Here is a 25,093-nt window from a genome sequence, read left to right as displayed (position 1 = left end):
CTCCGAATAGAAAGGTAAAACAAAGAAATACTCACCCTTTTGCTAGTTTTGTATATCGGTCATTTGACCTATATACCCATCATCACCATTGCCAATCGTGATAGAAGGTGAGCAACAATGAACGCCACGACCACGCCTAAACGAGTACACTCTGTAAGGAGCGTTGCCCTTCTGCGCGTCAACCCGCATGGCGTCATTGTGAACGCGAATCACGTTGCACACCTAAGGTGGGGCAACTGCCAAGGCCGAGTCTGTGCGGATCTTCTGCGATCTGAAGTGTGTTCATCACAATGCGTCTCAAAATTATTCAAAAATAACACAGCGTTTCTGGATCGAGAAGTGAGCATCCATGGCTACAACGCTCGCCTTATTTGCGAGAGAATCGAAGATGAAGTTGCCGTGATTGCCGTTTTGGAATCATCTGTGCGTAACGCACTCACACCGTGCGAGACACGCGTGATTCGTCTTGTGGCCCAAGGCCTTACCAATCGACAAATTGCAACCCAGCTCGCCATCAGTCCAAGCACCGTGCGTACTCATATCGAGCACGTTCGTGCTAAACTGGGTGTGCATACGCGAGCTGCCGCCATTGCTAAACTGGCAACATCAGGAGTAGAACTCAAGGACGCATCTGCAGCGATCGGAACGGCAGAGGTTATGCGATCGTGAAATATCATATTGCTTGAATTTGGTGTCGTTTGAGCATGAATATGATCAGCGTCGATGCTAGCTAGTGCATTCGCCCGAGATTAATCTACTGGCGCGATCATGTCGATAGACATGCAAAGTTCTCGACTAATCGAACTGCTCGAAGCAATAGAAATGATAGGTCGCGCTACACAAGCCCGTGGTTTGAAAAGCTTGAGCGAACTCCTGATCGCGTTTGCTGCTCCATCCATAGATGAGCTGACCATCCGTGCCGTTCGTCGTGTAGTCTTTGCAGGTGGCGTTTTTTGCATCGGTGGGTTTGGACATGATAAATTTACGTACGGGGTACCGGTCATCACCTGATAGTTGACACTTGTTCCTCCGGTCGCATGCCGATCGATGGGGGCGTATAGAATATTGCCGTTCAACAAGCCCACAAAGAGCATCGTAAATTGATTCCAATTGTCAGCTACCACCGTTCCATTCACCAACATATAGGGCACATAGGACTTGAAGAACCGATCTCCGACAAAAGAATCCGTGGTACTCAAGAAGGCTTTAAAATTGCCGTTGAGATTTGCATCGTTAGCGTCTGCTTGGCAGGTCGCATCTGCTATCGGCAATGGGTTATACATAAAAGTACCCGTTCCGCTTCGAGCAGTTCGGGTCGAGACAAATACGCGGCGTGGTTTGAGACAAGGTAAATCCTCGCGCAAACATGCCTGAAAATTAACGCTACCGCGACTGGTTGAACACCAACTGCAATGACTGGTGGCATTGCACGCTGTCTCGTCGTCGATATCCGCACATAGGCAACCAGGGCTTCCCTGCTGAGCACAACTATCCGTACGTTCACAGTAAGAGCAAGATTCATTGCTCGAGCAACTAGACAATGAAAGAGCAGAGCACTCCGTATTGTTCTCACAGCTTGTATAGGCGCTGTTCGCCAGGCAGCTGTTCCGCGATTCACACCAAAAACAACTCGCGCTTTGGGCGCCACAGGAATCAACATCCTCAAATAAGCCGCAATCCAGCGTCGAACCTCCGTCTGGCTGTCCACAGATACCGAATAAGGCGCAGTCATTAGCATCCACTCCAGCATCGTCGCTCTTAGCATTGTCGCCGCCACAGCCTGTCGATAGCGCAAGCAGGACACCAAAGATCAAGTGAAACAAAAAACGAAGCCACATATCAAGACATTATAGCTCACAATTTCTAAGCATTCAGCAGTTATACACAACGCAACGGGTTTTCTTTTCACATATGTGAAAATGTTAGCAATAAATTGCTGTTTCATACCAGTCATCCGAACTTGGCTTACTATTTTAGTTCCACCGCAATGACGGCCAAATCCACATCGGCATTGAAGCTGCCCAACACACTCTGGGCACCAACGGAATCCGCCAGACGTGATGCGATGGCCATTCCCCCAGGATTGCCGTTGTAGTTCGGCACTTCTGGATGCGCATAGAGTTCGGCTTCGTACTCGACAAATCCCGATCCAGGCGTAAAGCTATAATAACGAATCGCTACAAGGGACAAAAGCAACGACTGAGCTTGTGTTGCACTTAGGCTAAATGGGAAACTTGAGGAGTCCGTGCCTCCCGAGCATGCGGTTCCATTGGCATTGAGCGAGCCCGCCGCACCAATGCTGTTGCTTCCTAGATGCGAGACACGTAGCGCCGAAGCAACGGCTGCATGAGGTACGCATAGGAAATTGAAAAAAGGGATTGTCTTGCGAGGCGTGGTCTTCAAGCCGGGCGAATGTGATGAGTCCAGGCTGAGCGCAGGGATATTCGGTGGCTGAAGGCGGAGGTCGCCACGTTTTTGGAGGATACGTTATCGTAGCAGAAGAAACTTCTAGCGCCCATCTTTCTGAGCGCGCTGCGGTGGATCGCGGCTGAGGGCATCAGCTCACAAAGGGCAACGATAGCTGTGGAGCGAAGTTTGGTGCCGGTGGGGCACGGAGTATGCCCGCGGCATCCTGAGCATCGACAAACTCGGTAATTTTCATGGTGCAGCCACAGGATGGGCAAATACTCACATCGACCTGAGGGCGTTGAGCGTCTGCGGTGAAGGCAGTCGGCTGAAGAGTGTGTGCCTCAGTCGGAGTCACCCGGCCATACGATCGCGAGCTGCGAGTCGAAGGGATTGCTTCAAAACGGCTACGCATGGCGGCTTCGCTGATTTGCTCCCGGCATGGATTCGAACAAAAAAAGCGAAACCCTCTTCAAAAGCGATGACCTGTGCTGTGCGCAAAGGATCAACAGATTTTCCGCATCCGCTACAAGCGGGACCTTGTTTTTGGAGATTCGCTGTCACGCAGCGCGAATTAGTCTGCTTTTTTTCTGGATACAACCGTAAGCGGTCTTGAAAGCTACACGGCCAGTTTTCGCTTCCCAGCAGCTGAGTTAGCTTTGATGCAGGGGTAGAGCGGGCGATTTCTGGCTTGTTTAGTCGGATTTTAACTGGGAGTTCGTCACTGGGGGCCTTGTTCGGCGTCGCCAAACTAGTGGACCTACAATCCAGAAAAGAAAATGTAAAATCCCAACGAGCGGGGGATCGGTTGCGGAAGAGTTCACGGTACAAGAACCGGTTATCTTTCGATTGAGTGGTTGGGGCGTCGCCACGGTTGGTTTTGGACTTGGGCTTTCGTTTGGATCTTCCGTTGCGGGATCTTCTGCCAGTGGTGGTGGGTCGGGTTCATCAACAGGCAAATGTTCGCACAGCGATGTGTCATAGAGGCAATTGGCGCAACCGAGTGTTCCAGTATCAAAACCGAGTTCACCGCAAGTGGCCCCGTCGAGTAACACAGGGTCTTCGTATGGATTCAAATAATTGGAGGGAAGCGTATCGCATTGTTCGTTGGCTTCCACGACCCCATTTCCGCATACCGAGTCCGTGCGTTGTTCGGCGATGCCAGCGATAAAGTTCACGGCATTGGCGCGATCGGGCTGCGGCTGATCGCGTGGATTCTGAACATTAACATAACTAAGATGAGGGATACTTGTGTTATTTACAAAGTTTTGAAAATGAGTGCTCCATTCCGAAGGCGCTCCATCGTCAAAGTATTCCATAAATGCAAAGCGTTGAACGTGATAGCTGGCTTTGATGAGTGACAAACGTTCAAGGATGGACGAATTGTCCATGTCGGATGTGTAGATTGAGTAACTTGGAACGGAGTAGTTGTTCAATGGTATGCTGGCCACTGCTGAATCGCTGACTACCCCGGAATGCATGTAGGGCGTGAAAAATACCCCTTGGGAATAGATTTTTTCACGTGGGATGCCTTCGGAGCGAGCAATCTCAGCCAACCAGCTGGCATAGTCTTGGCTTGCTTGGATTAAGGTGCTCAAAAAATCATTGGGTCGCCAGTATTCATTGGACTTTTGTTCGATCCACGCTTGGCGAGACACATTGGAGGGTTTCGCCGGCAAACAGTTCAATACATCGGATGGGCAGTGGCGAAGTCGATAGGTGTTGGTACCGTAGGTATTGGAAACGCCTATTGTACTCGAGGGATCGATCGAATGAAAACTGTGGCCAATCACGGATTCTGTATCGGGAGTCAAACCCCAAAACAAATAACCTTTGCCTTCGCTTCTAAGCGCTTGGTGTTCCTCAGCGATGGCTTTTGCGAGTACGCGAAGTTTTGTTTCCGCCCGGTTACGATAAACCACCGAGTCAAATAAGGGTGGGGGATCGTAATCTCAAAAACATTTCCCCAAGCACGCCAGGTAAATCGGTGCGAGGGAGTGGAGCTTTCGGCCCATACGTAGTGCTGTGGATCGGCAGTGGTTCCCTGCGCCCAACCCCACCATTCGATGTCGTTCTGGAAACTAAAGGTTGTTCCGCAAGCGGGGCAGCCAGAGTAATCCCACCAAACCAGCCCAGTTACTTTAAAAATAAGCGGCACATCAAATTCTTGAGCGATCTCAAAAAAACGATGCACGATGGCTGACAGTCTCGCCGAGGACACTACCCAGGCGGGAATGAAGACCTGCTGCGGCACCGCATGCCGCCTTTGCGGCCTGTTGCGCACACTTATGTTGCTGAGGTGTTCGGCTAAGGCGGCCGAAATCGTTGGTTTGATTTCGTTTTCCCATGCGTTGTTATCTTCAAAGGCCCACCCGTACGTATTCCATGCGTTTGGGCCGAGCCAGTTCCAAGAGCTGCCGACCGTCGATGGCATTTCTTGCGCGTGCGCAACATCTAGGCAGGACAGAATTGCCATGGCCAGAGCAAGGAAGTAGCGAGATATAAGCATGGTGTGTCTACCTCTAAATTAGCGCTGTAGATGATGAGCGCAATGCGAAATCTTTGCTTTGTTGTCAAAAATGAGTGAGAGCCTTGGGGCGATCCATAAGCTCGCGCCGAGAACATAAGCAGAAGATCCATGATCTTCTAGTTGCTTGGTTCTTCACCCGTATCGACGTAGACCCATGTACCGGGACGATCGCGTGAGGCAAAGAGGGAATGCCAGGCGTTCGGAAGCGTGGGCTCGGACCACTGAAAAAGCCAACTTGGGTCAATCGGAGCGAGGTGAACACAGCCGTGACTTCGCGTTTGCCCGAAACGGTTGTGCCAAAAGGCTCCGTGCAATGCGTAGCTGCCACTGTAGCAAATGACCCAAGGGACATCTTCGATGCTGTAAGCGAGTTCTTGCGATGCAAAATCATCCATCGTGGTGCTGACGTGCTTTGAAATCATGCGGAAGATACCTGGTGGCGTTTCGAATTCTTCCTTCCCTGTTGAGGCAAGGGTTGCAAAGACAGGCCTGTCACCCTCGTAGGCTACGACGGTTTGTTCTTTAAGGTTGGGGGAAACGCCCCGTCCACATACGCGCCCCATCAAGTATCAAGACATGCAGATGAGGATTCAGACGCAACGCGCTGTCAAAGCGCTGCACGAAAGTCAGTGAGTCCGTCTTCGCCTCATCCACCGAGGACAGAGCGAGTGCGCGCTTGGCAAGGTCATCACCCATTGGCGAATCGGTACTTCGGGCAGCACTTCATCGTTGAGGTGTTTCGCTGAATCCTCAATCGAGTCATCCAAGGTCGCTATCAGCTTGGGTTGGGTAACTAGCTAAGCAAAAGCGGAAGCTAGGGGAGCAACGTCGCTGGCGTTAGTTTCAAGCTGTTGAAGCTCGAGTTTTAGTGCCTGCAGCGAGCTCTACAGCCAAAGCTGCGCCTCCGGCAACTGTGGCAATTGCTTACAGAATCGCACTAATTTCGACAAACTCGGGGCCGAGCCCAAGAGCAGAAGCTTTGTTGTCGTTGTCGATCCAGGATCTGTGCCGAAAAAGAAAAAGAATTCAAAAATTTACGACCCATAGCGCGATAAATGCTCGTCGCAGAAGGAAAATCGCTTCAATGCGACCATTGCTCCGAGTCCCATAGTCCGACTGGAGCTTAGGCACCAGTTAGACGCCACGCTACTAGACCAACACTCGGCTCTACAGTGCCTTTTCAGACATGAATCAAAAAATCGCGGTTAGGTCTGTAACAAACTCTAATCATTTCAGTTTTTGGACATGATCCTGGATCCTACGAAAAACTATCTAGCATTCCGAAAAAACTCATCAACTGCGGCCTTAAGTGACCTGCATTGAGCCTTAACACCAGTATTATCGAAGATCGTGCAGGTCAGTTGTGTTGTGGAAAGCAAAGAATGCCGATTTTACAATGACTTCTGACAACGCAAAGCATCCATGTGTGGAACAATGTAGGTGGCACGTTTTTCGCAAGTCTTTTAGGACAAGAGGTTCTCTAAGTGAGTTTTTGGAGTATATGTAATGTTAAATAGTTCGTTCTTTGTTTCTTGTATAAGTAGTTTCTTGGCAACGCTCTTGTGCTTTAGCTCCGTGCTTGGTCTCGGCTGCACCACACTGAGTGGCGACGATGTTGGCTCCGATAACAAAGCGAGCACGGGTTCAGGGCAATATTATCTGATCACACCGGAATACGTCGGGCCAGGACTAAACTACGAAGCGCAGCTCGATAAACTGGCTGAGCCGTACAACAGCGAAAGCAAACAACACTTTACTGAGGCCATGCTCACAACTGGTGGCCTTGAGAGTTGCGGTGAGTATGTGGGCGGTCCCATGTACCGCGCCTACACCGACGGAGTACAAGTGGTACAATACACCAAACGCGCCAAGTTTGTAATGAATCAGCAAAGCAAGCAAGTGAGCCGCATCATGATAGGTCGGCGTTTGGCGCAAAGCGATGCCTTCGTCGATAACACTGCTGATTGCACCATAGATGGCAGCGTCTCAAAGGCCTTCAACGATTTTCTGACTTTTCACTCTCAAGGCATCACCTTGGGCGAACCTGTGGGTAATGTTTTTTGCCGGCCAGTCATCGATGCCGAGCAAAGCGTGATTAATCCGCTCGCGGATCCAGAGTATGTTCCGGCGCAATACACGGACTATGGCCGCATGCTGTTTGTTGATGGTCAGGTTCAGCTTGCCGATGTTGGCCAGGAAGTATTTGATGAGGATGAACGTTTCAAGGATCCGGAACAAGGCTACGTTGACTCGGGGTATTTCGCCATTCAAGGCCAAAAGCTTGTTTCAGGATCGCCCATTTTGGTGGCCCGCACTTCGGAATCGAAACTCTCACAGACTGTGGCGCAACTCACGAAAAATCCAGTGGCGCAAGCGGGACTGGTTGTGACTGCCGCCGGACTTACTGTCACAGCATTTCCGAGTATTGATCCAATCAGCAAAGGCGGCGGGCCAATCATAAGCGGCACCGGGCTTGTGCTTTTAGCTGTAGGACTCGCGGTGGGTGGTGTTGCAACCTTGTATTTTTGTTTCAGCCAGTGGCCATCGGCGGCGTGCGCATCGGCGCTGACGGCGGGATTGAAGTGCCGCCGCCCTGGCCGGGTCAATGGGAGTCGTTGCCGCTCGACCCAACTCTGGCTGCAGAACGGCTGGGAACTATTGTGAATGAAGCCATGACGCGGCTGCTGGATCTTTTAAAAAGGAAAGCAGAATCCAACCCTATGTTCCCTGAAGCCACAGAGGGAATGGACGAGGAAATCGCTGCCCTAAAGGCATTTTTAGATGCGTTGATGGGTTTGTTGCTTGATCACGTCACCGGTGGTGGCTTGGCCTGCTCTTTGGCGATGGTTCTGGGAGCGATTGCATCTGAGTTTTTAGCGGCAACTGGCGGATCGGACGGCGTGCTGCGCTTGAACTGCTACAAAGAGTTTCTCGATGATCCCATCGGTATGCAAGAGTGTCTCGATAAGTTAGGCCCACCACCTCCCGAATGGATGCGCTCAGCAGATACGCATCTGATCCATCTTCGCAATATTGCAACAGTATTGGCAGACCGATGCTCAGCCTCAGGATAGCCAGACCCACAGGCCAATTGCCGCCGCCCAACATGCTACCTCTTTTCGAAAAAAACATTGGGGTATCCGAAAAGTTGTGTCTGCTGTGAAGTTGAAGAAACTAGTTAAAGAAGCCTGCCGTGTGACCCCTAACTCTTGATTTCAAAACTACGATGCTGAAACCCGGTCTAGGGTTGGCGGAGCACGGGGTATGCCCGCGGCGTGTTCGGCTCAGGCAAACTCTTTGATTTTCACAGGATGGGCAAACGGAAACATCGACTTAGAAGACTCTGGCGAGCAGTTTGGCCCAGGGAGTACGTTTGGGCTTGGGTAGTGGTGGGTCATCTTACCACAACGCAAGCTGGCTGCTGCAACCTCAACCTCCTGAGGAAGTAAGTGAACGATCTGGGGCTCCGAGAAAGAATAGAATGCAATCCACAATTTTAGCTTGCCTGAACCCGTCAGCAAAGATAACGCAACCGTGCTTCATATGCTTTTGGGGGTGGTCATATGTAGGTGAGCTTCTAAGGCTCAAAATCAACGAGCCTGCCTTGGTAGTCAAAGTAGCCGTGACCGTGCGTGGTGACGGTGCCAGGAGCAGCACTTGTGTAGGTGACTCCAACCTGTCGTAAAGGAATTTTGTACAGATTATCGCCTGTGCGCTCGATGGAATAATAGTACAGCGTCATGGTCATTGTGGCGTTGTAGATCTGAGTGAGCAGCCCTGCGGAACAGCCGCCCGAGCTCATGCAAGGATTATAGCTAACACCGAAAGGGACAAAATACTCTGGACTTGAGATTTTGTTTACAGGTCCAAGTGTAGGTAGAAACACCAACTCTGTGGTTGATCCACTTTGGTCTGCATCTTGCCATTGAAGGCTAGGGCTCATTGCAATCGAAGTGATGTGATCGACTGAGAGACCAGGGCCTGCTGTGCTGGCAAAGCGATAGCTTCCTGAGCTTGGTCGGGCGATGTTCGCTATCGGACCGTATGCGTCAACCGGTGCCGGCGGAAATTTAAGTAAAACAACGTCTGTTCCGTTGGGTGGAGCAATATCAAACTTGTCATGTCGACTGGCGTAGGTGTTGCTAAGCTGTGTTTGAAGTGGGGTTAGGTTTCCAGCGTTACCCACGCCAATGTAAGATTTGAATGTGAAACTCTGTTGGCCTAGAACATTAACTTGGATTTTATTGTTTGATCTGAAAGTGGACTCGCCAATGAGTTCTGGATAAAGGCCATTCAATAAAAAAGTACAGCCCCGGTTGGCCGGCAAAACAAGGGCGCCAGCTTCATTGAACAAGTTGGTGTTGACTTGAGTGACCGGATAGCGATCCAACGATGCTGCGTTGTCACTGGGTTTTACTAGACCCGCGGCACGACAGCGGTATCGGATGACTTTGTCTGTGACCTCGGTTGTCCCATTGTACAAGTGCAGTTCCGAGGCCGGGACAACGGTAGGCCATTGATCAAGCGCAGCCAATTGACCCGGAGCGGAACCCTGCGAGAACTGTCCGCTTGCGTCTTCACGCAAGCTGTAGCGCACGCGAATGGTGACGGTGCTCCCGTTTCGTGTGCCGGATATGTAGCGACCAAGACCCGGAAAAGCCGAAACTATCGTATCGACGAGATGGGCCTCAGGTACATTGCCCACCAAATCATGGACGTTGATTCCATGAGGTTCCATCCAAGCTGGAATATCGCCGGGCGGAATCGTCGGCTCGGCCATCTGATCGCCAGGTCCTGGATTCGGGGGGCTACTGCCATCGAGTCCACTGTCGCTAAGATCGGAGCCATCAAACTGTAGTTCGCTATCGAAAGTGCCACTATCATGGGTTGCGCCAATGGATCCCGATCCGCACGCGACCAAAGCAACAAGGCCGCAGCAATAAATCAAAAGAATCTTCATTCAGCTTCCACCTTCGTACGTAGAGCAAAGTAAATGAGGGTGGTTTCAAACACAGACTCGATCCTAAGAATATAAACGATAAAGTCCCGAGCCACAAGAATTGCACTCGATGTTGAACCGATATTCATTCGACACACACTTGCAACTCTCTGAAACCCATGGCTTTTGCGTCAAGCTTCTGGAGCCCTTAGCGATCATCGCGTTTGCTGCCGCATGCGGCGCGGGCCCGACCGCCGTGTTTGGCGCGGTACAGTGCACGATCGGCAACAGTGATCAGTCGTGAAGCCGGCGAGGGCTGATTGCTCTTGCTTTTCCGCTTTTCGCGCAAACAACTGCGCAATGTGGCGACGCCGATCGAGATGGTCATTTTCGGCAAACTTCCACCTTCTGCGGTAGGACCAGCGACTTGTGTTTTAATCGCGGTCAAACATTCTTGCGCGAGCTTCTCGGCTTCTTTCCTGAAGCCTAGGTATTGCAAAGGATGAAATCGCAAGTTGATAGCCTCCATCATTCAGCCAGTAAATTATCGTATCATCCAATGCTATCGCACACTGACTCACACTTTGATCTCCACTTTGTTGTTCGTAGCATAGCCGCAAAGGCTACAATCGGATAAGTACGTGATGAAAGTAAGCGTTACTGCTATAGTTAAAAAGCATGAAGAGATGTTTCGTCCTTGCTCTAGCGTTTTTTTTCGTATCCGGTTGCGGCCGGATCGGCTACGACTTGACGTTGATTACTGAAGTCGACGGTGGTCCAGACGCTAGCTCAGACAGTGGTGAACTCGATGCCCCGGCCGATGCCAACTCGAACCCTGCCTGCGAGGATACGATCAAAAACTTCTCTGAGACTGACGTGGATTGCGGAGGCGGTGAATGTCCGGCCTGTGCGGATGACGCGGCTTGCGTTCAAAACAGCGACTGCCTAAATGGCTATTGCAATCCTTCCTTGCTCTGCGCAAGCCCCACCTGCTCAGATGGGGCGCAGAACCAAAACGAAGCCGGTGTGGATTGCGGTGGACCCTGCCCTGCCTGCCAAGTTCAAAGCCTGTCCTTTTTCCAGAGTCCTGTGGCGAATAGCTCTGAAACCTTTGCCTATGATTTTGCTTTTGATAACGATACACTCGTTGTTGGTGCGCCAGCTGCAGCTTGGCCCTACGCCGGCAGTGGCGCAGTGTATGTGTATCGACGCGATCAGTCTGGCGCCTTCAATTTTGATCGCACTATCACATACAGTGCGAGCGCCCCAAACGATGGGTTTGGCAACGCAGTTGCCCTAGAAAACGGCACACTCGTCGTGGGCGCTTCTGCTATGGATGATAATGGGTTTACCGACACCGGCCGTGCAGTAATTTACGAAGAGCAGCCCGATTTAAGCTGGAAAGAAGTCGCTAATCTCATCAACCCCAACCCCATGTACGACTATGCCTTTTTGGCTCAGGAGTAGCCATCGATGGTGACTGGATGGCCGCTGCAGCACATCAGCAACCCTACCGGGGGAAACTACTCGGGAGTCGTTCACATCTACCACCGCACAGCTCCTGAAACCTGGAACTACGTTGGTCCTATCGTTGCCTCCGAAACGAATCAAGGTGATACCTTTGGCTCATCCGTAGCTATGGATGGAACCTGGATGGCCATTGGCGCAGAGAAACGCGAACGAGATGGTCAACCCTCAAACTCGGAAGCTGGAGCGGTCTACCTCTTCGAGCGGGTTGGCAATAGTTGGATCGAGCAGCAACGCGTGACCGGATCGCTCTTGCAAGATCACGACAACTATGGCTGGCCAATCACGCTGAGCGGCACTCGGCTCGTTATCGGGGCATCAGCTTACGATGCACCAAGCCGAACCGGTCGCGTCTATGTCTTCGAGTACGATGGCAGCAGCTGGACCGAAACCCAAACTTTCACCGCTAGCGACGCTGGCGCCGGCGATGGGTTTGGATCTAGTCTATCTCTGCGGGGGGACACCCTCTTAGTGGGCGCGCCGGGATCAGGGACGGGTGGCGCGGCCTATCTGTATCAGTACAACGGCAACCTTTGGCAAGAAGGCATTATTTACACCCAAGCCAGCAACTCTGGAGCAGATCAGTTCGGTTTCGAAGTTCTTCTGCTCAGTGATGTGGCTCTGATAGGCGCCCCCTTCACCGATCCTTCCCCCGCCCAGGATGTTGGTAGTTTATACGTGATGGATCTGAACTGAATTCAATCGGCCCGAAGCTCCATCACGACTTCAACGATTTCTTACAATTACGGATAGAACATCACGTAGAGTACTTGTTAAATGGTGCCCACGCACTGGCAGTACACCGTAGGCCTCGATCCAAAACCGAATACCCAACATGACCGCATCGCAACCTTGGGCCGTGAGCCCGTACGAATAGATATCTTTACTTACGTGCCTGGTCCATCGTTTGAGGCGTGTTATGAGCACCGTCTCCAAGTCCCGTTTGGCGTGACAAGTATTGACGTTTTAAGCAAGTAAGATTTTATTGCGACAAAGAAGGCTTCAGGTTGAAGCAAGGATCTACTTGACCTTGAGTTGCTGGCCGAAACTAAAGACTGATTGTAAGTGCGGAAAAGGAAAAGGGGGATATGAGTCTCCAGTCGAGCCCGGCTGCCAAGAGCGTCTGAAAGGCTTGACTTACAATTTAGGCACCTGCGGTAACATGGGTAGCATTGGTAACCTGTACTATTTTATACCGATCCAGAAGCCGTTTTAGAGAAGGTAGCTTCGCTAATAGTGGCACAACAAGCAGACATTGCAGCCATTCACGAAATCGATATTGGCAATGTGCATTATCAAAAAGTCAACAACCGACCTTGTGCACCTCACCGCAATCCTCGCACACGCAGCGTGCGTAGGCGTATTCGAGCAAGCCGCACTTCAAGAATGCCTCAAACATGGTTGTAACGTTGCAACACGAAACGGACGCAAGCCCGTGTAGCTGCATCGTTACAAGCCTGTCGACGGGTCCGAAGGACCCTAGTCAACGCTTTGTGCACGAACGCCGGTAAGTGTTTGTCATGCAGTGCAAGCTGCTCACAAAACTCCCGCCAATAACGCGCAACTGTCTGATACAGCACTGTTTCAGTCAGGCGCCGTGGTTGGTAGCTCGGCTTGGCAGGTGCACCTCGCATCACCCCGCTTCAGCAATCGCGGGGCCAGTTCCTTACAGCAACGCCTTATGACTAGGCTCGGCCAGAAACCCCCTTTTGGAATACCTGGGCGTAGAGCGCCTGGTTTCCGTGCACGGCATCGGACCTGTGACGGCCATGACCTTGCTAGGTTTATTACCGGAGCTTGGAAGTCTTGGCCGAAGGCAAATAGCTGCGCTCGTTGGCGCAGCGCCTTTCAACAGAGACGGTGGCAAAGCGCAAAGGAAACGACGCACCTGCGGTGGCAGAAGCCAAGTCAGGCGTGTGCGCTGCATGGCGGCTTTAGCTGCCGTTAGAAGCAAGCAAGGGCCTGTTGCCTGCGCTTCATCACCGCTGCATGGAAAAACATAAATCTGCCAAAGTGGCGCTCACTGCGTGCATGTGAACACTTCTGCTCATTCTGAACGGCATCTGTCGGGAGCAGAACACCTAGAATCCTTCACTTTTTTCTCTTTCCTAACAACACAGATGCTGGCAGCAGTGGTTGGGCCAAACAGGCCTCATTATCAACACAACCTGCCAAGCCGACGATCAAAAACGATGCGACTAAAATGAAGTGTCGATACATAAGCTTCTCCTCGAAAGACAGCTGTAGAACTAGAGAAATTCACCCTAGCGAAGATTTAAAAACGCTTTAAGAGTTGCTTGAGGTGTCGCTGGGATACTCCAAGCAAGGTAGTCGACTAAGAGCGTTTGGCGCGGTCGACGGCTTTTAGGATTTTTAGGTTCAAAACAATGAAGCGCCAGAATTGGTAGAGTTTGTTGTTCATCCAAAAGCGCTCTTTGGCAGTGATGGTAAACTTTGCAGGTGTCGGTTGCTGCGTCATGGTGTTCCCCTTTTTAAAAACTATTCCGGAATTACTTTCCAGCCAGGATAAGCCCGTAGTTTGTACATGAAGGTGCTGTGAATCATGCGCTTCATCCACGCTCCCGCCAGGCCCATTTCCATGTGTGTGACAAACATGTCTCGTCCCGATGGGTTATTGTAGCGTTCGTGGTTCGGGACGACAGGATACACCGTGATAGTGGCGGCTTGCCCGTCCCACAAAGAGTCACCCATCGATGCAATGCAGGCGGCGGCCATTTCGGTCATGCGTTCGCTGTGTGTCATTTTGCCGTGTTTGATTAAATCAATGATGTTTTTGGCCACGATGCGGCCAATGATGCCGGAGACCATACCAGTACGGGGCGGTGCAGCGGAAATGCTTGTGCCATTGGGTGTGACATGCGGCTGAGAGATCGGCCCAGGCGGTGCAAAAGCAATGCCTGCGGCAAAGATGTTTTCATAATTGGGGTTTTGATAAAGCCCGGGCCATGACTTGGGATTCTTAGCCATCACATCGTAGGGCTGACCATAGATGCCATCAACAATCACGAAGCCCGCTTGGTTAACTATTTTGGTTGAGACGTCTTGCTGATCGCTGCCGACAAAGTCCATTTCAACACCTTTGAACTGCGGAATAAGCATACTAAAGTCGTACTTGCTTTCACCGTACTTGCCCTCGAAGTTTTCCCAAAACAAAGTGTCTTTGTTTACTTCGTGCACGCCACGTTGCACTTCATAGCTAATGCCATATTCAGCAAAGGCAGCTTCAATAAACTCTTTGCTTGAAAGCATCTGTCCTCGGTAGCGGGTTTGAACGCCACGTACGCCAAAGTCTCCTGCCGCACGTTCATTGGAGAGCCAATGCAGATCGGCTTTGTCGCGTACGTGTCGCCGAACAAGGTCTTTGTGAATGTTGCTAATGTACTCAAAGGCAGCGCCTTGGCAGGTGGCGCCAGGGTGTCCGGTGCCAATCACCATCTTGACGCGTTCACCACGCTGCATACGCGCAACTTGCTCAAGGTACACATCCCGGCTGGCCTCGGCGTGAGGCGCCGTACAAATCGATTGGACAAATCCGTGCTTTGGACCCAGGCCTTTGGTGCCGTCGTAGTTAAGTTTCGGGCCCGTGGCGATTAACAAATAGTCGTAGTGAACCTTTACCTTGGTTCCGTCTGCTTTTTGTTCAACCACCACATACTGATCGTCTTTATCAGGATGCACTGCGATGGCTTTGCCGTGAACAAATCGAATGCCTTTTTTCTTGTAGACTGGCGCAAGTAAAAAGCGAGTTTTATCTACACCCATGCGGCCGATACCTACCCATACCCATGAGGGAATGTAGTAAAAGTATTCGTGCAGATTGATCACGGTGACTTCGTGCGATTCGCCCAGAGCATCCCCGAGATACAGCGCTGCGGTGTGTCCGGCAAAACCTGCACCGATAACGGTTACTTTTGCCATGCTTGCCTCTTTTCTGGTTAAAGAGCCTTGGAATGAAAATCGGCCTAGGCCGACTTGTTCTTACTTTATACCATTTTGAGCTAGGCTGCGCGTAGATGTCGGACAGAAAAAAAGACTGGAGAGACTTTCTTAAAGAGGTTGAGCCGCTTGGCAAAGGAGCAGGCAAAATCCCGCCAGCATCCCAAAAGAAAATGGCTGGAAATCCAGTAAATTACGCCAATTTTGTCATTAAAAGAGATGAAAACAAGACAGTTTTGGCATATCAACCAGGTTTTGATCCCAAGTCACTAAAGGCGCTGCGTTCCTCGAGTTTTCGGCCGGAGGCTAGGCTCGATTTGCATGGTATGACGCAGACAGAAGCTGAAGCCGCTTTGCTGCGCTTTTATGGCCAACAAAAAGCGCAGGGGCGCCGACAGCTCCTGGTGATTCATGGTAAAGGGCTGCACAGCGAAGACGGTGTGGGTGTTCTGGCTGAGATGGTGTTTCGTTTTTTCTGCCACGGTCCGGCGGCTCCTGATGTCTTAGCATTGAGCAGCGCGCATCCCGCGCTGGGCGGAAGTGGCGCATTAACGATTAGATTACGGAAGTTTCATGAACCATCAGTACGATCTTGAAAAAGCTATCGAGTTTGCCCGCGACGCCGGTGCAATTCTCATGGAAATTTACCAGACGGACTTTTCAGTTTCGTTTAAGAGTGGAAGTTCACCGGTGACCGTGGCGGATACCAAAGCCAACGCCTATTTGGTCGATGCCTTGCGAAAGACCTTTGCCGATGATGGTGTCGTTGCTGAGGAAAGCAAAGATAACTCCGATGCCTTGCGCAAAGGGCGATGCTGGTATGTCGATCCCTTGGATGGCACCAAAGAGTTCATTGCCAAGAATGGCGAGTTTTCGGTGATGCTCGGTTTGGCAATGAAGGAAGTGCCAAAGTTGGAGTGGTCTATCAACCCGTGCTTGATAAACTTTTTGCTGGCATTGTGGGGGAAGGTGCTTTTTGTGATTCTCAGGGCGCACGCAAAGAACTCAAGGTGAGCGAAGTAGCTGAAGCTTCAAAGCTACGCTTTGTCTCATCACGCTCGCATCGCTCCAGCAGTGTGGATGACATTTGCGCTGATCTTGGTATCAGCGAAATTGCCATGAGTGGTTCGGTCGGCCTCAAAGTAGGCTTGATTGCAGAGCAAAAAGCCGACCTCTATGCCCACGTTTCAGATAAAAGCTGCGTGTGGGATGCCTGCGGTCCTGAAGCCATCTTACGCGCCGCCGGCGGACGTTTTACGGACCTTGCAGGCGATGCATTTATCTACGGTGGCAAGGATTTGAAAAATCACAAAGGTATCTTAGCCTGCAATGCCGCAGCCTTCGATAGCGTGCTCCCGACTGTGAAACGGGTCTCTAAAGAAAGAGGCTTATTATAATGCAAGTTGATGCGGAGTATCGATTTTCGAGTTGGGGTTCGAAATCGAAAAAGGCATCGAGTTAGAGAGTCATCGTGTCGGTTCTTGAACTAAAACAAAAGATTGAAGCCTTGTCACCGAAGAGACTAATTGCTTTTGATGTCGATGGCACGCTTGTCGAGCTTACAGAAAATCCCAATTTGACCACAGTGCCTGAGGACCTGCTTGCATCGTTGCGCAAGCTCGGGGGGCGGGAAGGCTACTGCGTGGCCATTGTGACAGGTCGGGATGAAAAGGCGCTACGGCGGATGCTGGACTTCAGCGGACTTTGGGTGGCGGTAGAACACGGCGGACTTTTATTTGCGCCGGATGGGCAGCACAACGAAGAACAACTTAGTAGAGATGATGCGCAGCGTTTAACAGCATTTGAAAACTGGGCGCAGCTTGAGCTTAAAAGAGACGGTGTTGAGCTGGAACGAAAACGCACCGGGCGTGGCGTGCATGTGCGAAAGCTTGCACGCGATGATGCGGCGTTAGCGGCCTTGATCCTGGAAAAAGCAAGGCATAAGGCAGTGCAGTTGGGGCTTCATCCGCGTGAGGGGCGCATGATGTTTGAGGCCGACGCTTTGCAGCACAACAAAGCAGCCGGACTTGAATCAATTTTTCAAAAGCTTGGAGCGACAAGCGTTGTGTACCTTGGCGATGACATCACAGATTTTCCCGCACTTGAGAAAGCCATGGAGCTTGACGGCTTGGGGGTATTTATTTCTTCCGATGAACGATCAGAAGGCCCTGGAAATGCGATACTTCAAAGCGTTTCCGAAGTGCATCAATTGATCACAGCGTTGCTTGAATAGTTTCATGGCCGATGGCGTAGCGAGCTAAATTTGCCATCGGAACATTGGTTGATATGAGCGAAGGCGATTCAGCATAGCCTAGTGCTAGCTTGGTGGCACACCTTTAGTCGCTTTCCTTCCCGGTATAAATCATGCAATAACCAGTGGTCCCGTTGGGCTCGGAGGTGTTACCTAGCATGACCCAATCGGGCGTGAATGCAGCGATCTCGTGCAACTCAGCCCTCGGTATATCTGGGTCACAATCCGTCTGATTGCTTTGCAGGCAAAAACGGGGCGCGTCTGCGGAAACAGGTGGACACGCACTGGGCCCTTCGTTTTCGTTGTAGGCAAGGAAGGCCAAGCGCCCGTCTTGGGAGCTCAGTTTCTGATCGGAAATTTCACCTGCGTTTAATGCATCGGCGATACCGCCGCAGGTAAATGCATCCGGCGCCGAGGCCGAACTTTCGCAACGACCACTTTCAATACAAAAGCGTTTTGCCTCGACCCATTCCCAAATATTGTCGATTCTCGAAAATCTGAGTGGATTATAGCTTTTAGTGTTGATGTAGGAAAGCACACCCAGCAATTTCCAGACTTCTTTTCCGTCGCAGTCTTTGACCGACGAGAACATGGGTAGACCAATGAAATCCATTTTTCCGTCAGGGTCATGCACACTAGCATCCGTGTAGTTCGACATCAGGGGTGAGGAATAGACTGCATCGTAGCCGATAACCTTCTCTTCGATTGTCCCGAGGCTGAAGCCTCCATAATCAGCGCCAGGCCATGCGGCGGAAATATCGTCCGTATCAGATGCCACTCGAGCTATCCCTATGTTCGGAGTGTCACAATTGCTCTGTGGCCGACCAAAGACTATGCGCGAGGGCTCAATGGGGTCAATATCTTCGATGGCTTCTTCAAGTTGCAGAAGTGCAACATCGTGTAGACTTGGAGCGAAGTTCTCTTTGCTTTTAACAAAACGCTGGTGACGGTGCACGATGGCTTGCTGGCTTGTGCATTCGATCGTCCCGTCGAGCGCGCGCAGGCTAACGTCGTTTCGGTCAAAACTGTGGGGCTCTCCTGGCGCATTACGCAAAATTACGACCTTTAGTTGCTCGGCGTCCGCGGTGGTATGCGCTGGCACCAGAAGAGTCTTTGAGCCCAAGACACTGGCGTAAATTGCTCGTATGTAAGGGGTCGAATCTGGATGGCAGGGATCGAGCGAGCTATCTTCTTGCAGCTTGTCTTCGTTCAACATGAACACACGGACAAAGGGAAGACGCAGGGCTGAAGTCGAACTGTTTGCCGAAGGACTGAAAGTTTGCGCGTTTGCTAGTTGTTCTTGCGGATCATGATCCGTGCTTAGCGAACAGCTTGATACCAGCAGTGCAACAAGCGAAGTTTTCACAGCACAGTGAAAATTCGTTCGTTTTTGAAAAAATCGCATATGGGACTTTTCCGATTCTGGCATTTTTGTATGCACATCAGGAACTGTTGCAACTTTCGTGCCCGGCTACAGGATAGAAAAATTCCTGAATTTCACCCATTTTTACTAGGATGGCTTATCGAAACTGGGGACTTTGGCCCCCACAAACCCTGGCTCACGCCCAGCATCGATGGACAGCAGGCTTGATTGTCCGTTTTAGGAGGCCACCGTTTGAATCAAAACGCGTGCGATGCTGAAATAGAGCATCAAGCCAAGGACGTCGACAAGGGATGCGATAAAGGGTGTCGATGATACGGCAGGATCAAGGCCCAAGCGTTTTATACCCAGTGGCAGAAGCGATCCAAGTAAGGCGCCAAGCAAAACAACCGCCACGATGCTTCCTGCCACCGTGAGCGCGATTTCCGCGGTGAAGGCAGCACCCGGTACGAAGAACACTCTGGCAAAACCCACAATGCCGAGCAACAAACCCAAGGCTATTCCGATGGTTAGCTCTTTTGAAAACACTCGCCACCAGTCTTTGGGTTCAAGTTCTCCAAGGGCAAGGGCACGAATAATCAACGATGAAGATTGTGCGCCGCTGTTACCTCCTGAAGAAATAATCAAAGGGATAAAGGCAACTAAAATAAGTGTTGTTGCGAAGTCGTGCTCGTATCGTTTCAAGACGGTGGCAGTAAGTAGCTCGCCAATAAAAAGCACGACAAGCCACGGAGCACGTTTGCGAATAAAGGTGGCGACGCTGGTCTCAAAGTAAGCGGCATCGATGGGCTCAATAGCAGCCATTTTCTGCGCATCTTCAGTGGCCTCTTCAATGACAACATCCACGACGTCATCGACTGTAACAACGCCGATTAAACGTCCACGTGGCCCAGTGATCGGAATGGCCGATAAATCATAGCGTGCGATGGTTTGGGCGACTTCTTCTTGATCAGCAAAAGGTTCAACACGCACGACATTTTGCTTCATGATATCACTGAGAGTGTTTTCAGGATCGGCAAGAATTAAATCACGTAATGAAAGAACGCCAACGAGTTTATTCCCGAAAGCTGTAACATAGATATAGTAGATGGTTTCGGCATGCCCTCGAAGCGAAAAGTCTCGCACTTTTTCAATGGCTTCTTTGATTTTTGTGTCAGGGGCAAGGGCGATGAACTCCGTGGTCATCAAGCCGCCCGCGCTCTGCTCCGGATAAGCTATCAAGCGTCGCGCATCTTCCGCTGCCTCCGGTGCAATCTCCTCAAGGTGCTTGAGTAAGTCTGCGGCAAGTGCGGGCGCGATTTCTTGCATGAAGTCAGCGCGGTCGTCAGAAGACATTCGACTTAGGAAGACTGCGCTTTCCTCAGGCGGAATGGCTTCAAGAAAGTTATCCCTTAGCTCGGGTTTAACGCGACCTAAAACTTCCGCACCCTTAGATTGAGGCAAGAGCCGAAGGATTTTTAAGCCTTGCGGAGTTTCGGCGTACCCGAGCATATCGGAGATATCTTCGGGGTGAATCTCATCGAGGTATTCACGCAATCTCGAGCTTTCCTCAATGCGCAATAACTCTGGGGCGATGGATGGACTGCTGTGATCGCTCATGCACGCTTTATACCTCGAGTTGAAAGGAAGATCAGCAATACCGAGCAAAGAACGAGTTTTAAGTGGTCTTGCACGACGGAATTGGCGGCATTATAGCGTGCTTAAAAAGTAGTATTGTTTGCTTGCAGTGTTGTGCCCTTGAGGGTTAAGAAGAGTTCATGCCAAAGAAAAACTACGCCCTAGAAACGCTGGCGATTCACGCTGGTCAACACGCCGATCCTACTAGCAAAGCAGTCATGCCGCCCATCGTGCTTTCGACGACCTTTGCTCAAAGCGAGCCAGGTGCACCGGAGCATTTTGATTATTCAAGGGCTGGTAATCCGACGCGGCAAAGTCTCGAGCAATGTGTGGCCGCTTTAGAAGGGGCAAAGCACGGCGTTGCTTTTGCATCGGGCTGCGCTGCAATGTCGAGCGTCATGCAGCTGCTTCATCCTGGGGATCATGTTGTGGCTTGTGATGACGTTTACGGAGGAACCCGTCGACTTTTCGATCGTATTTTCGGGCCAGCCAAGATTGAAACAAGTTGGGTCGATTTATCAACACGGCCTTCAATCGAAGCACACATAAAAAAAGGTACAAAGCTTGTTTGGTTAGAGACGCCAACCAACCCCTTGCTTAAGCTTGTGGACATTGCTGCGATCGCAGAGCAATGCAGAAAACATGGGATTGCTCTGGCTGTGGACAACACTTTTGCTTCACCCATCTTGCAGAGGCCTTTGGAGCTTGGCGCCACGATGGTAGTTCATTCAGCGACGAAGTACCTTAACGGTCACAGTGATGTAGTAGGTGGGATCGTCCTTTGCAATGATGATGCGATGGCGGAGCAACTCCGCTTTATTCAAAAATCAGTTGGTGCGGTGCCGTCTCCTTTTGATTGTTTTATGGTTCTACGAGGGCTAAAGACCTTGCCTGTTCGTATGGAGCGCCATGTGCAAAGTGCATCAATGCTAGCGCGGTGGTTGAGCGAACATCCATCCATTGAGCGTGTTTACTATCCTGGGCTTGAAGATCATCCTCAACATGCTCTTGCAAAAAAGCAAATGAAGGGTTTCGGCGGAATGATTTCCTTTGAAGTCAAAGGAGGCATGGAGGCTGCCATGCACCTACTGAAAAATGTAGAAATCTTCACTTGTGCAGAGAGCCTAGGCGGAGTGGAGTCTTTGATTGAATCGCCAGCCATCATGACCCATGCCAGTATTTCTAAGGAGATTCGTGAGGGTATAGGCATTCGCGATGGTTTGATCCGGATCTCGGTAGGGCTGGAAGCCTTAGAAGATTTGCGTGGAGATCTTGCTTCTGCTTTACTGTAGCATGCTCTTTAGATCTCTTTGCCGCACGGCATGTCTTGTTTTGCTTGGAGCGTGCTCTTCGAGTGCCCTGAAGGTCGACGTAAGTTGGTTTACACGAAAAGCATGTGCCAGCACGGACTGCCCTGAATCTCGTGAGATCAGCGTATCATCGTCTGATGGTGAGTATTCAGTCGATTGCAACTTGAGTGGTGGCGACGGTGCGCAGATTCTTGATTTTCAAGCCTATCGAGTTGAGAACAACCAGATTGTTTATGGGATGCAGCTGCACAATGCTTTGATTGGTTCAAATCAATTCGCGGGTGGTAGTTCCTGTGTTTTTGAAGTCAAAGAAGACAACTATTATTCCGGTGCATGTGGCATAAACCCTCCAAGTGTAGAGCAGCCTTGTCAGTTAACGGACTTGGTGCTTGGTGATGGTTCAGTTTCAGGAAAGATTTTATGCCGCAACCTTCCCTTGGTGACCTATCCGGAACAAACAGTTTCCGTCACCTCTCCAGAAAGCAGTGCGCAACCCTTCGAGTTCAGTTGCACGGGTCTTTAGTCTTTATAGATGACGTTGCGTATGCTCGGAGCCGTCGTATCGCAGTGCACTTGCTTTTTCTTCGATGATGGTATGAACTTCAACCGGCCGTTTCCATACCCGGTTCAGTGATTCAAGCACAGCATGTGCATAGTCAACTTTCAAATCGACTCCCCGATGCTCGTGCGCGAGTATAAGCTCTCCACGGTTAGCGTAGTTTGCATCTTCCACGTTGATGAAAGGTTGACCAGCGTTGGTGAGTGCAAACAAAAGCTTGTCTTTAACTTCTTTGAAAACTCGTGATTCGATCTCCCAACGATTGTTGCGTTTGTTGTATCCAAAGGAATACATTTTTTGAGCAGCCACAAACTCAGGTGTTAGAAATTCATCTATAAAAGTAACGTCGTTGTAGTAAGCACGAACTTCAAAGATTTTTTTTCTTCCTAGCCCAAGCTGCTTGTCCCAATTTTGCCGTTCGTGCATGGTGTCGCATTGCTCCCATTCACGGCCAAACTGGCCTTTGTTCCAGCGCTCTTCGATGTGCTTATACAATTCAACACCCAGTTTGTAAGGGTTGAGTTGTCCTGGGCTGCTCGCTAAAACACTGGCGCAACGATCCGCGTAATCGATGATTTCCGATCCTGTTGCGGCTCTTTCGGTCATGATTTTTGAATGCCAATAGGTGGCCCAACCTTCGTTCATAATCTTGGTTTGGGCTTGTGGCGCAAAATACAGAGCTTCACGACGGATAATACTCAATACCTCACGTTCCCAACGCTCTAAGGGAGCGTGCTCCAGGAGAAAGCCCAATACATCGCGTTCGGCATGTTCGGGAAATTTCTTAGCTCGAGCTTTGTCGTCATCTCGTATCTTTTTTTGTCGGTCTAAGAACTCTTTAGGATTGATGTAGTCTTCCATGTAGTCGTGATCAACGCGAAGACGTGGAAGCTCTTCGACCTGCTCTTGTTCAGAGTCGCTGCTGTCTTTTTTGAGAGAGCGCGTCGCATGATGTCGTGAATCGATAAGGTTTTCGAGACTCAAGCAATGGTCGATGAAGGTCTCAACTTCATCAACGCCGACGCGGTTGACCCAACGCCGAATGACGGCACCATGATTGGCAAGCGTATCGACCCATTTGCGTATAGGAAGACCTTGCTCGGGATCCATACCCTGATCAGTTTTCTTAAAGGTAAAGTTATTCTTGAAGAAATCCACATGGGCATAAACGTGCGCCATAACGAGCTTCTGCTCGACCATGCTGTTGCCTTCGAGCAGATAAGCAATAGCTGGATTGTTGTTAATGACCATCTCGTAGATTTTTGAGAGACCATACTCGTAACTCTTGGAAAGCTGCTCGTACTCCATACCAAAACGCCAATGGGGATAACGTCCTGGAAAGCCGCCGAAGGCCGCAATCTCGTTCATCTGCTCGTAACTGAGCACTTCAAAGCTTAGTGGAAAGCAATCCAATCCGTACTCACGAGCATAGGCTTCGATTTGCCTCTGCATATCACGAAGCGGACTGGATAGAGCTGTCCCGAGTGCAAATCGTCCCACTTAGCGGCCCTTTCCTAAAAATTCTTTGATGGAGCCGACAATGGCATCACGGTCTCGAATCTCACTGGTGATAAGACGATCATCGCCATCGAGATGCTCAGAAAGGTCTTTTATAAATTGACCTGAACCATAGGGGCTTTCAACTTGCCCGTAGCAAAAAACATTGGATACCGGAAGAAGCTTGTTTTTGAGAAGCTCAATGCAGACGAGTGTATCATCGACGCTCCAGTTATCGCCGTCGGAAAAGTGAAAAGGGTAGATGTTCCAGCTACTGCTTGGATAGTCACTTTCGATGATTTCAGCGGCGAGTTTATAGGCAGAGGAAATCATCGTTCCGCCAGATTCACGTGTGTGGAAGAAGGTGTCTCGATCGACTTCACGTGCCACCGCATCGTGAATGATATAGCGTGTCTCAAGGCCTTTGTATTGATGTCTGATCCACGTATCAAGCCAAAAAGATTCCATTCGTACGATTTCTTTTTGCTCATCGCCCATCGAACCTGACACATCCATCATATAAATAATAACGGCTTGAGCGATGGGCTCGCTCTTTGTTTTCCATGAGCGGTAGCGCATGTCATCACGAATTGGTATGACGACAGGATTTTTTGAGTTGTAAGTGCCTGTAGAAATTTGACGCTGCAAGGCCTTGCGAAAACTTCGTTTAAAATGACGTAAAGAACTTGGACCTGTGCGGCGTATACCTACGTAACGATCCTTGCTCTTAACAATCTGTTGGCTGCCGCGATCTTCAATCCGTGGCAGTTCGAGTTCTTCACCAAGGATTTCGGCGAGTTCATCGAGAGTAACATCGATTTCCAGCAGATGTTCCCCGCCTTGGTTGCCAGCTTTTTTACCGCCGTCACCCTCTTGCTCTTCACCTGAAAGTGGGGAGCCGGGCTCGCCTTCACCTTGACCGACGCCGCCTTGCTGCTTTTCACCGTAACGAAAACGAGGAATGTCGATTTGATTAATAGGAATCGAAACAACATCCCCACCTTGTCGACCAATTAGCTCGCCTTGCGATATGTATTTGCGCAAGTTTTCTCGGATGCGACCGCGTACGATCTTCCGAAAACGAGAATGGTCTTGATCAATTTTTAGCGCCATCGTTTA

26 protein-coding genes and 1 pseudogene are annotated in these 25,093 nt (G+C 50.5%); 12 read left to right on the top strand and 15 right to left on the bottom strand.

The features are described 5' to 3' along the window. Positions 1 to 117 precede the first annotated feature (117 nt). Positions 118 to 669 carry a LuxR family transcriptional regulator gene (locus IPJ88_02140; GenBank protein QQR90567.1) on the top strand — a complete coding sequence of 184 codons (552 nt, stop codon included), beginning with the start codon at positions 118 to 120 and terminating at the stop codon, positions 667 to 669. Positions 670 to 795: 126 nt separating this feature from the next. Here IPJ88_02140 and IPJ88_02135 read toward each other — a convergent pair whose 3' ends face one another. The 7 genes from IPJ88_02135 to IPJ88_02105 all read right to left on the bottom strand — a co-directional run bounded on the left by IPJ88_02135 (position 796) and on the right by IPJ88_02105 (position 5,632). Then, on the bottom strand, positions 796 to 975 hold the full coding sequence (locus IPJ88_02135) for a hypothetical protein (GenBank protein ID QQR90566.1): 180 nt from the start codon (positions 973 to 975) through the stop codon (positions 796 to 798). Positions 976 to 1,968: 993 nt separating this feature from the next. Next, entirely contained in the window at positions 1,969 to 2,403 is a 435-nt protein-coding gene (locus IPJ88_02130) for a hypothetical protein (GenBank protein ID QQR90565.1), read from the bottom strand. Between the two features lie 154 nt (positions 2,404 to 2,557). Then, positions 2,558 to 2,821, bottom strand: a complete 264-nt coding sequence (locus IPJ88_02125; GenBank protein QQR90564.1) for a hypothetical protein — start codon at positions 2,819 to 2,821, stop codon at positions 2,558 to 2,560. Between the two features lie 280 nt (positions 2,822 to 3,101). Beyond that, positions 3,102 to 4,328: a hypothetical protein gene (locus tag IPJ88_02120; protein ID QQR90563.1), complete on the bottom strand. Its 1,227-nt coding sequence runs from the start codon at positions 4,326 to 4,328 to the stop codon at positions 3,102 to 3,104. Continuing rightward, positions 4,217 to 4,915: a hypothetical protein gene (locus IPJ88_02115; GenBank protein QQR90562.1), complete on the bottom strand. Its 699-nt coding sequence runs from the start codon at positions 4,913 to 4,915 to the stop codon at positions 4,217 to 4,219. The genes IPJ88_02120 and IPJ88_02115 overlap by 112 nt, the downstream gene beginning before the upstream one ends. Before the next feature lie 137 nt (positions 4,916 to 5,052). Beyond that, positions 5,053 to 5,499, bottom strand: a complete 447-nt coding sequence (locus IPJ88_02110) for a L,D-transpeptidase (GenBank protein ID QQR90561.1) — start codon at positions 5,497 to 5,499, stop codon at positions 5,053 to 5,055. Next, positions 5,459 to 5,632, bottom strand: coding sequence for a transposase (locus IPJ88_02105; protein QQR90560.1), 174 nt, complete (start codon positions 5,630 to 5,632; stop codon positions 5,459 to 5,461). Before IPJ88_02105 ends, IPJ88_02110 begins: the two co-directional genes overlap by 41 nt. An 810-nt stretch (positions 5,633 to 6,442) precedes the next feature. On the opposite strand from IPJ88_02105, the gene IPJ88_02100 reads away from it, so the two are divergent. Both IPJ88_02100 and IPJ88_02095 read left to right on the top strand, forming a co-directional pair. After that, positions 6,443 to 7,600, top strand: coding sequence for a hypothetical protein (locus IPJ88_02100; GenBank protein ID QQR90559.1), 1,158 nt, complete (start codon positions 6,443 to 6,445; stop codon positions 7,598 to 7,600). Beyond that, the gene (locus IPJ88_02095) at positions 7,597 to 8,010 is read left to right on the top strand and encodes a hypothetical protein (GenBank protein ID QQR90558.1); all 414 of its coding nucleotides are present in this window, start codon (positions 7,597 to 7,599) and stop codon (positions 8,008 to 8,010) included. The genes IPJ88_02100 and IPJ88_02095 overlap by 4 nt, the downstream gene beginning before the upstream one ends. A 503-nt stretch (positions 8,011 to 8,513) precedes the next feature. Here IPJ88_02095 and IPJ88_02090 read toward each other — a convergent pair. Together IPJ88_02090 and IPJ88_02085 are read right to left on the bottom strand one after the other, a co-directional pair. After that, positions 8,514 to 9,896: a hypothetical protein gene (locus IPJ88_02090; protein ID QQR90557.1), complete on the bottom strand. Its 1,383-nt coding sequence runs from the start codon at positions 9,894 to 9,896 to the stop codon at positions 8,514 to 8,516. Positions 9,897 to 10,083: 187 nt separating this feature from the next. Continuing rightward, on the bottom strand, positions 10,084 to 10,407 hold the full coding sequence (locus IPJ88_02085) for a hypothetical protein (GenBank protein QQR90556.1): 324 nt from the start codon (positions 10,405 to 10,407) through the stop codon (positions 10,084 to 10,086). Between the two features lie 146 nt (positions 10,408 to 10,553). Here IPJ88_02085 and IPJ88_02080 point away from each other — a divergent pair, with 146 nt between their 5' ends. The 4 genes from IPJ88_02080 to IPJ88_02065 all read left to right on the top strand — a co-directional run bounded on the left by IPJ88_02080 (position 10,554) and on the right by IPJ88_02065 (position 13,405). Continuing rightward, the gene (locus IPJ88_02080; protein QQR90555.1) at positions 10,554 to 11,342 is read left to right on the top strand and encodes a hypothetical protein; all 789 of its coding nucleotides are present in this window, start codon (positions 10,554 to 10,556) and stop codon (positions 11,340 to 11,342) included. A 6-nt stretch (positions 11,343 to 11,348) separates the two neighbouring features. Then, positions 11,349 to 12,098 (top strand): FG-GAP repeat protein, encoded by a 750-nt coding sequence (locus tag IPJ88_02075; protein QQR90554.1) that lies wholly within the window; start codon positions 11,349 to 11,351, stop codon positions 12,096 to 12,098. A gap of 81 nt (positions 12,099 to 12,179) precedes the next feature. Next, the gene (locus IPJ88_02070; GenBank protein QQR90553.1) at positions 12,180 to 12,380 is read left to right on the top strand and encodes a hypothetical protein; all 201 of its coding nucleotides are present in this window, start codon (positions 12,180 to 12,182) and stop codon (positions 12,378 to 12,380) included. 731 nt (positions 12,381 to 13,111) lie between these two features. Next, on the top strand, positions 13,112 to 13,405 hold the full coding sequence (locus IPJ88_02065) for an IS110 family transposase (protein ID QQR90552.1): 294 nt from the start codon (positions 13,112 to 13,114) through the stop codon (positions 13,403 to 13,405). Positions 13,406 to 13,737: 332 nt separating this feature from the next. Here IPJ88_02065 and IPJ88_02060 read toward each other — a convergent pair whose 3' ends face one another. Together IPJ88_02060 and IPJ88_02055 are read right to left on the bottom strand one after the other, a co-directional pair. Further along, a complete protein-coding gene (locus IPJ88_02060) occupies positions 13,738 to 13,881 on the bottom strand; it encodes a hypothetical protein (protein QQR90551.1) in 144 nt (47 codons plus the stop codon). Between the two features lie 20 nt (positions 13,882 to 13,901). Beyond that, positions 13,902 to 15,341 (bottom strand): FAD-dependent oxidoreductase, encoded by a 1,440-nt coding sequence (locus tag IPJ88_02055; protein QQR90550.1) that lies wholly within the window; start codon positions 15,339 to 15,341, stop codon positions 13,902 to 13,904. Positions 15,342 to 15,436: 95 nt separating this feature from the next. On the opposite strand from IPJ88_02055, the gene IPJ88_02050 reads away from it, so the two are divergent. The 3 genes and pseudogenes from IPJ88_02050 to otsB all read left to right on the top strand — a co-directional run bounded on the left by IPJ88_02050 (position 15,437) and on the right by otsB (position 17,592). Further along, the gene (locus IPJ88_02050) at positions 15,437 to 15,955 is read left to right on the top strand and encodes a Smr/MutS family protein (GenBank protein QQR90549.1); all 519 of its coding nucleotides are present in this window, start codon (positions 15,437 to 15,439) and stop codon (positions 15,953 to 15,955) included. Next, positions 15,933 to 16,756: pseudogene (locus IPJ88_02045) on the top strand (3'(2'),5'-bisphosphate nucleotidase CysQ). The gene IPJ88_02050 and the pseudogene IPJ88_02045 overlap by 23 nt, the downstream one beginning before the upstream one ends. 74 nt (positions 16,757 to 16,830) lie before the next feature. Next, positions 16,831 to 17,592, top strand: coding sequence for a trehalose-phosphatase (gene otsB, locus IPJ88_02040; protein ID QQR90548.1), 762 nt, complete (start codon positions 16,831 to 16,833; stop codon positions 17,590 to 17,592). Between the two features lie 103 nt (positions 17,593 to 17,695). Here otsB and IPJ88_02035 read toward each other — a convergent pair whose 3' ends face one another. After that, positions 17,696 to 18,976, bottom strand: coding sequence for a hypothetical protein (locus IPJ88_02035; protein QQR90547.1), 1,281 nt, complete (start codon positions 18,974 to 18,976; stop codon positions 17,696 to 17,698). Between the two features lie 234 nt (positions 18,977 to 19,210). Continuing rightward, a complete protein-coding gene (gene mgtE, locus IPJ88_02030; GenBank protein QQR90546.1) occupies positions 19,211 to 20,590 on the bottom strand; it encodes a magnesium transporter in 1,380 nt (459 codons plus the stop codon). Between the two features lie 158 nt (positions 20,591 to 20,748). Between mgtE and IPJ88_02025 the strand changes: the two genes are divergently transcribed. Further along, complete coding sequence (locus IPJ88_02025) at positions 20,749 to 21,900, top strand: PLP-dependent transferase (GenBank protein QQR90545.1); 1,152 nt, start codon at positions 20,749 to 20,751, stop codon at positions 21,898 to 21,900. Between the two features lies 1 nt (position 21,901). Continuing rightward, entirely contained in the window at positions 21,902 to 22,441 is a 540-nt protein-coding gene (locus IPJ88_02020; protein ID QQR90544.1) for a hypothetical protein, read from the top strand. A 3-nt stretch (positions 22,442 to 22,444) separates the two neighbouring features. Here IPJ88_02020 and IPJ88_02015 read toward each other — a convergent pair whose 3' ends face one another. Together IPJ88_02015 and IPJ88_02010 are read right to left on the bottom strand one after the other, a co-directional pair. Next, entirely contained in the window at positions 22,445 to 23,929 is a 1,485-nt protein-coding gene (locus IPJ88_02015; GenBank protein ID QQR91939.1) for a SpoVR family protein, read from the bottom strand. A 48-nt stretch (positions 23,930 to 23,977) separates the two neighbouring features. Then, positions 23,978 to 25,087, bottom strand: coding sequence for a DUF444 family protein (locus tag IPJ88_02010; GenBank protein ID QQR90543.1), 1,110 nt, complete (start codon positions 25,085 to 25,087; stop codon positions 23,978 to 23,980). Between the last annotated feature and the right edge of the window lie 6 nt (positions 25,088 to 25,093).

The organism is Myxococcales bacterium, from assembly GCA_016699535.1.
Taxonomy (GTDB): domain Bacteria; phylum Myxococcota_A; class Polyangia; order Polyangiales.
Note: the sequence above shows the minus strand (reverse complement) of the source record. Positions and strands in the feature narration are given on the sequence as shown.